This is a genomic window from Mesorhizobium captivum (assembly GCF_033977165.1).
Lineage (GTDB): Bacteria > Pseudomonadota > Alphaproteobacteria > Rhizobiales > Rhizobiaceae > Mesorhizobium > Mesorhizobium captivum.
This window is the reverse complement of sequence record NZ_JAVIJB010000033.1, coordinates 67,220-73,359: the sequence shown is the minus strand read 5'-3', so window position 1 is coordinate 73,359 and position 6,140 is coordinate 67,220. Positions and strand designations below refer to the sequence as shown.

Here is a 6,140-nt window from a genome sequence, read left to right as displayed (position 1 = left end):
CCTGGTCGTCCTTTCGGACAGGCCGTGGCATGGCCCGGTCCCTTCCCACCGGTGAACCATCAACCTGTACCAACACACAGGATCCTATGGTCTGCGCCCCGTCGCTTCGCTCCTTGCTTCGCCATAGGATGACGAAGTGACGAGCGTTCCGGCCAATCGCGAACCGTTCATGGTGCTTTGTCCCAAACGAAGCAAATCGCTGACTTTGGAGATTGGCCGAAGCGCGCGTCCGTCCGCGCACGCGACCGGTCAAACCGAGACGCCAGAGACCTACGTTGATTTATGCCGCCGATTCACCTGTGCAGGCCGTCCCGAAATCGACAGCCGCGTTTCCTGCCTGGTGCGTTCGGCAACCACTTTGCCCCTGGCGATGACGCAGAGGCGCTCGGGGCGCAGGCGCACGGCCTCGATCGGGTTGCCGGCGTCGAGCACGACGAGGCTCGCCCGCTTGCCGAGGGCGAGGCCGAGATGGTCGAGGCCCATGATGGCGGCGTTGACGTTGGTGACCATGTCGAAGCAGCGCGCCATGTCGGCCGGGCTCGACATCTGCGCCACATGCAGGCCCATGAAGGCAACGTCGAGCATGTCGGCGGTGCCCAGCGAATACCAGGGGTCGAGCACGCAATCCTGGCCCCAGCCGACGCGGATGCCGAGCGCCAGCATCTCCTTCACCCGGGTGAGCCCCCGCCGCTTCGGGAAGGTGTCGTGACGGCCCTGCAGCATGATGTTGATCAGCGGATTGGGGATGGCCGAGACACCGGCTTCGGCAATCAGCGGCAAGAGCTTCGAGACATAGTAATTATCCATGGAATGCATCGAGGTGAGATGCGAACCGGCCACCCTGCCCTGCAGACCGAGGCGCTGCGTTTCATAGGCAAGCTGCTCGATGTGGCGCGACAGCGGGTCGTCGGTCTCGTCGCAATGCATATCGACCATCAGGCCGCGCTTGGCGGCGATCTCGCAAAGCTCCGTCACCGAGCGCGTGCCGTCGGCCATGGTGCGCTCGAAATGCGGGATGCCGCCGACGATATCGACGCCCATATCGAGCGCGCGGATGGTGTTTTTCAGCGCCGTCGGCGAACGGTAAAGCCCCTCCTGCGGAAAAGCGACCAGCTGCAGGTCGATATAGGGCGCGACTGTTTTCTTGACGTCGAGCAGCGCCTCGACGGCGAGCAACCGATCGTCGCAGACATCGACATGGCTACGGATGGCAAGCAGGCCCATCGACACTGCCCAGTCGCAATAGGCGAGCGCGCGATCGCGCACGGCCTCATGCGTCAACAGCGGCTTCAGCTCGCCCCAGAGCGCGATGCCTTCGAGCAAAGTGCCGGAGGCGTTGATGCGCGGAATGCCGTAGGAGAGCGTGGCGTCCATATGAAAATGCGGGTCGACGAAGGGCGGCGAGACGAGATTGCCGCGCGCGTCGATCTCGCCCCGCGCCTCGCCCTGCAGCCGGGGTCCGATCGCGGCGATGGTCTCGCCGACGATGCCGATGTCGGCAACCTTACCATCCGGCAGCGTGCCGCCGCGCACAATGAGGTCGAAATCCATCTGTCGTCACCCCCTTGAAGAATCAGCACCTTATGGTGGCTGAAAAGACACCCCGCTGCAGCGGTTTCTTTCCCCGGCCGCGAAGGTTCCATCCGGCGGCAACTCGCTCTATAAGCCGCCTCTCGCCCTCATGGCGAATCCGAAAATCATAGGCAGGGGATCGGCCGTTTGTTTCGCTTCTTCCGCTCGACGGAAAACCAGCGCCTCGTCGCGAGGCTGGTGAGGGAATCCTTCCGGGAGCATAAATTCGGCTACGGCGGCGCCATTGTGTCGATGCTGGTGGTGGCCGCCATGACGGGCGCCAGCGCATGGATCCTGCGCGAGATCACCAACGAATTCGTGATCTACAAGCGGATCGACCGGGTCAACCTGATTGCGGCGGCGGTCGCGGTGATCTTCCTGCTCAAGGGCGTCGCCAATTTCGTCCAGGCCTATTTCATGAGCCGGGTGGGCAACGCCATCATCGCCGACCGGCAGCGCAAGATCTATGACCGCATCCTGTCGCAAGGCATCGAGTTTTATCATTCGACCTCGTCGTCCGACCTGATCACGCGCATGACCAACAACGCCCAGGCAGCGCGCAGCGTGCTCGACCTCGTCGTGACATCTTACGTGCGCGATCTGGTGACCTTGATTGTCCTGGTCGCGGTCATGGTCTGGCAACAACCGGCGCTGTCGCTGATCTGCTTCGTCGTCGGTCCGGTGGCCATCTACGGCGTCAACCGTATCCTGAAGCGCGTCCGCAAGATCGCCAAGATGGAATTCCGCTCGCTCGGCCAGATCGTGCATGTGATGCAGGAAACGGCGACCGGCGTGCGCGTGGTCAAATCCTTCAATCTCGAAGGCGCGATGCGCAAGCGCATGTACAAGGCCGTGTCGGACGTCGAGAACCGCGCCAACAACATCGCGACGCTGGAAGCAGCCACCAGTCCGGTGATGGAGACACTGGCCGGGCTCGCGATCGCCGGCGCCATCTTCGTCAGCGGGTTCCTGGTGCTGCAGGGCGGCCAGATGCCGGGCAACATCATGGCCTTCATCGCAGCACTTCTGCTGGCCTATGAGCCGGCAAAGCGCCTGGCGCGCGTGCGCATTTCGCTGGAGACCGGCATCGTCGGCGTGCGCATGATGTTCCAGCTCGCCGACAGGCCGCTGACGCTCGCCGAAAAGCCCGACGCCAAGCCGCTGCAGCCGGGGCCTGGCGAAATCCGGTTCGACCATGTCAGCTTCGCCTATCCGGAGAGCCCGCCGGTGTTAGACGGCTTCGACCTGACGCTCGCGGCCGGCAAGATGACGGCGCTGGTCGGGCCTTCGGGCAGCGGCAAGTCGACGATCCTCAACCTGATCATGCGCATGTACGACCCGCTGAGCGGCAAGGTGGAGTTCGACGGCCAGGACATCTCCTTTGCAACGATCGCCTCGGTTCGCGAAAAGATCGCCTATGTCAGCCAGGACACGTTCCTGTTTGCCGGCACCATCATGCACAACATCCGCCTCGGCCGTGAGGGCGCGACCGACGAGGAGGTGATCGCCGCCGCCAGGGCGGCCAACGCGCATGAGTTCATCAGCGCCATGGCCAAGGGCTACGACACGGAAGTGGGCGAGAACGGCTCGCTGCTCTCCGGCGGCCAGCGCCAGCGCATCTCGATCGCGCGCGCCATGCTGCGCAATGCCGAGATCCTCCTGCTCGACGAGGCGACCAGCGCGCTCGACGCCGAATCCGAAGCGCTGTTCCGCGACGCGCTGCGGCAGCTCACGGTCGGGCGCACGACCATTGTCATCGCGCATCGGCTGTCGACCGTGCACCAGGCCGACACGATCGTGGTGCTGGAGAACGGCAAGGTGCGGGAAAGCGGCCCGCACAAGACCCTGCTCAAGCAGGGCGGGCTCTACCAAAAGCTTTATGAATATCAGCTGATGCCGTAAGGCGGCACTCTCCTTCTCCCCTTGCGGGAGAAGGTGGATCGGCGCGCAGCGCCGAGACGGATGAGGGGTGTTGGAAGAAATGAGACGTTGAAGAATAGGATGCTTCAAGCGCCGATTTCTTCATCGTAGCGATCCTTCCAACACCCCTCATCCGTCGCCTTCGGCGACACCTTCTCCCACAAGGGGAGAAGGAGAAGTGCTCCTACTCCGGCACTTTCCTCACCGCGCCCTTGTCGGCGCTGGTGGCGAAGGCGGCATAGGCGCGCAGCGCGGTCGTCACCTTGCGCTTGCGCTTTTCCGCCGGCTTCCAGGCATCCGCGCCTTTCGCCGCCATCGCCTTGCGGCGGGCGTCGAGCTCGGTCTCGCTGACGGCCAGATGGATCTTGCGGTTCGGAATGTCGATCTCGATGGTGTCGCCTTCCTGCACCAGGCCGATCAGCCCGCCTTCGGCGGCCTCCGGCGAGACATGGCCGATCGACAGGCCCGACGTGCCGCCGGAAAAGCGGCCGTCGGTGATCAGCGCGCAGGCTTTGCCGAGACCCTTCGACTTCAGATAGCTGGTCGGGTAGAGCATTTCCTGCATGCCTGGCCCGCCGCGCGGTCCTTCATAGCGGATGACGACGATGTCGCCCGCCTTGATCTCGTTGCCGAGGATCGCCTTGACGCTTGCGTCCTGGCTTTCGAACACCCGCGCCGGGCCGGTGAACTTCAGGATCGACTCGTCGACGCCAGCGGTCTTCACGATGCAGCCGTCGAGCGCCAGATTGCCTTTCAGCACGGCAAGGCCGCCGTCCTTCGAGAACGGCGTCCTTGCCGAACGGATGACGCCCGTCTCGCGGTTCGTGTCGAGCTCGTCCCAGCGGCGATCCTGGCTGAAGGCGACCTGCGTCGGCACGCCGCCGGGCGCGGCACGGAAGAACTCGCGCACATTCTCGGCTGAGGTACGGGCGATGTCCCAATGGTCGAGCGCCTCGCCGAGGGTTGCGGTGTGCACCGTCGGCAAATCGCGGTTGATCAGCCCGGCCTGGTCGAGCTGGCCGAGGATGGCCATGATGCCGCCGGCGCGGTGGACATCCTCCATATGCACGTCGGACTTGGCCGGCGCCACCTTGCAGAGCACCGGCACTTTGCGCGACAGCCGGTCGATGTCCTCCATGGTGAAGTCGACCTCGCCCTCGTGCGCGGCGGCGAGGATGTGCAGCACCGTGTTGGTCGAACCGCCCATGGCGATGTCGAGCGCCATCGCATTTTCGAAGGCACCCTTGGTAGCGATGCTGCGCGGCAGCGGGCTGTCGTCATCCTGCTCGTAGTAGCGCTGGGCAAGATCGACGATCAGATGGCCGGCCTCGACGAACAGGCGCTTGCGGTCGGCATGGGTGGCTAAAGTTGAGCCGTTGCCGGGCAGCGAAAGACCGAGCGCCTCGGTCAGGCAGTTCATCGAATTGGCGGTGAACATGCCCGAGCACGAGCCGCAGGTCGGGCAGGCCGAGCGCTCGATGACCTTGACGTCCTCGTCGGAGATCTTGTCGTCGGCGGCGGCGACCATGGCGTCGACCAGGTCGAGCGCCTGCGCCTTGCCGGCCAGTACCACCTTGCCGGCCTCCATCGGCCCGCCGGAGACGAACACGGTCGGGATATTGAGGCGCAGCGAGGCCATCAGCATGCCGGGCGTGATCTTGTCGCAGTTGGAAATGCAGACCATGGCGTCGGCGCAATGCGCGTTGACCATGTATTCGACGGAGTCGGCGATCAGCTCGCGCGACGGCAACGAATACAGCATGCCGTCGTGGCCCATGGCGATGCCGTCGTCGACGGCGATGGTGTTGAACTCCTTGGCGACGCCGCCGGCCTTCTCGATCTCGCGTGCGACGAGCTGGCCGAGGTCCTTCAGATGGACATGGCCCGGCACGAACTGGGTGAAGGAATTGACCACCGCGATGATCGGCTTACCGAAATCCGAATCCTTCATGCCGGTGGCGCGCCACAGGCCGCGGGCGCCTGCCATGTTGCGGCCATGGGTGGTGGTGCGAGAGCGATAGGCAGGCATCGAATTGTCCTTGCTGGCTGGCCGCGCTGAGCGCGGCGCGATGGCGCTGAATTTCAGTCGGCAGCGGTTATAGCGGCCAAGGTCCGGCCTTGCCACAGTTTTGCACTGCGCCAAGGACCGGCGCCAATTGACGCGCCACGCCCAGTCGTATATAGCCAACTGGGTATATATCCTTTTGGCTATTAACATGCATGAGCTTGATGCCACTTTTGCGGCGCTTTCCGACCCGACGCGGCGCGCCATCCTTGCTCGCCTTAGCGAAGGAGAGGCTTCGGTGATGGAACTTGCCGAGCCCTTCGCGATGAGCCAACCGTCCATTTCGAAGCATCTCAAGGTGCTGGAGAAGGCGGGGCTGATTTCGCGCGGTCGCGATGCGCAGCGCCGGCCCTGCCGGCTGGAAGTCAAACCTCTGACCGAGGCCACGGAATGGCTCGAGCGCTACCGGAAGATTTGGGAGGACAACTTCCAGCGGCTCGATGCGCTGCTCGGCGCACTCAAGGCGGAGAAGCGTTCGAACGAATCGGAACAATAGACCTCGGGACCCGTTGGCCCGGCGGTCCAGCGGAACAAAAAAACTGTCGCCGTTGTCGGATCGGCACCCGGCCAACCGTCCTTGGAT

The 6,140-nt window shown here is 64.0% G+C and carries 4 protein-coding genes; 2 read left to right on the top strand and 2 right to left on the bottom strand.

Annotated features, from left to right (window positions below):
* Positions 1-270: 270 nt before the first annotated feature.
* On the bottom strand, positions 271-1,551 hold the full coding sequence (locus tag RFM40_RS24555; RefSeq protein WP_320278425.1) for an amidohydrolase family protein: 1,281 nt from the start codon (positions 1,549-1,551) through the stop codon (positions 271-273).
* A gap of 168 nt (positions 1,552-1,719) precedes the next feature.
* Here RFM40_RS24555 and RFM40_RS24550 point away from each other — a divergent pair, with 168 nt between their 5' ends.
* Complete coding sequence (locus RFM40_RS24550; RefSeq protein ID WP_320278424.1) at positions 1,720-3,474, top strand: ABC transporter ATP-binding protein; 1,755 nt, start codon at positions 1,720-1,722, stop codon at positions 3,472-3,474.
* 202 nt (positions 3,475-3,676) lie between these two features.
* Here RFM40_RS24550 and ilvD read toward each other — a convergent pair whose 3' ends face one another.
* A complete protein-coding gene (ilvD, locus tag RFM40_RS24545) occupies positions 3,677-5,521 on the bottom strand; it encodes a dihydroxy-acid dehydratase (RefSeq protein ID WP_320278423.1) in 1,845 nt (614 codons plus the stop codon).
* Positions 5,522-5,708: 187 nt separating this feature from the next.
* Here ilvD and RFM40_RS24540 point away from each other — a divergent pair, with 187 nt between their 5' ends.
* Positions 5,709-6,053: an ArsR/SmtB family transcription factor gene (locus RFM40_RS24540; protein ID WP_320278427.1), complete on the top strand. Its 345-nt coding sequence runs from the start codon at positions 5,709-5,711 to the stop codon at positions 6,051-6,053.
* The last annotated feature ends 87 nt before the right edge of the window (positions 6,054-6,140 follow it).

What these genes read in the sequence shown, in the direction of transcription:
- RFM40_RS24555 (WP_320278425.1), bottom strand. Translation starts at nt 1,551, where the DNA reads ATGGATTTCGACCTCATTGTGCGCGGCGGCACGCTGCCGGATGGTAAG.
- ilvD (WP_320278423.1), bottom strand. Translation starts at nt 5,521, where the DNA reads ATGCCTGCCTATCGCTCTCGCACCACCACCCATGGCCGCAACATGGCA.
- RFM40_RS24540 (WP_320278427.1), top strand. Translation starts at nt 5,709, where the DNA reads ATGCATGAGCTTGATGCCACTTTTGCGGCGCTTTCCGACCCGACGCGG.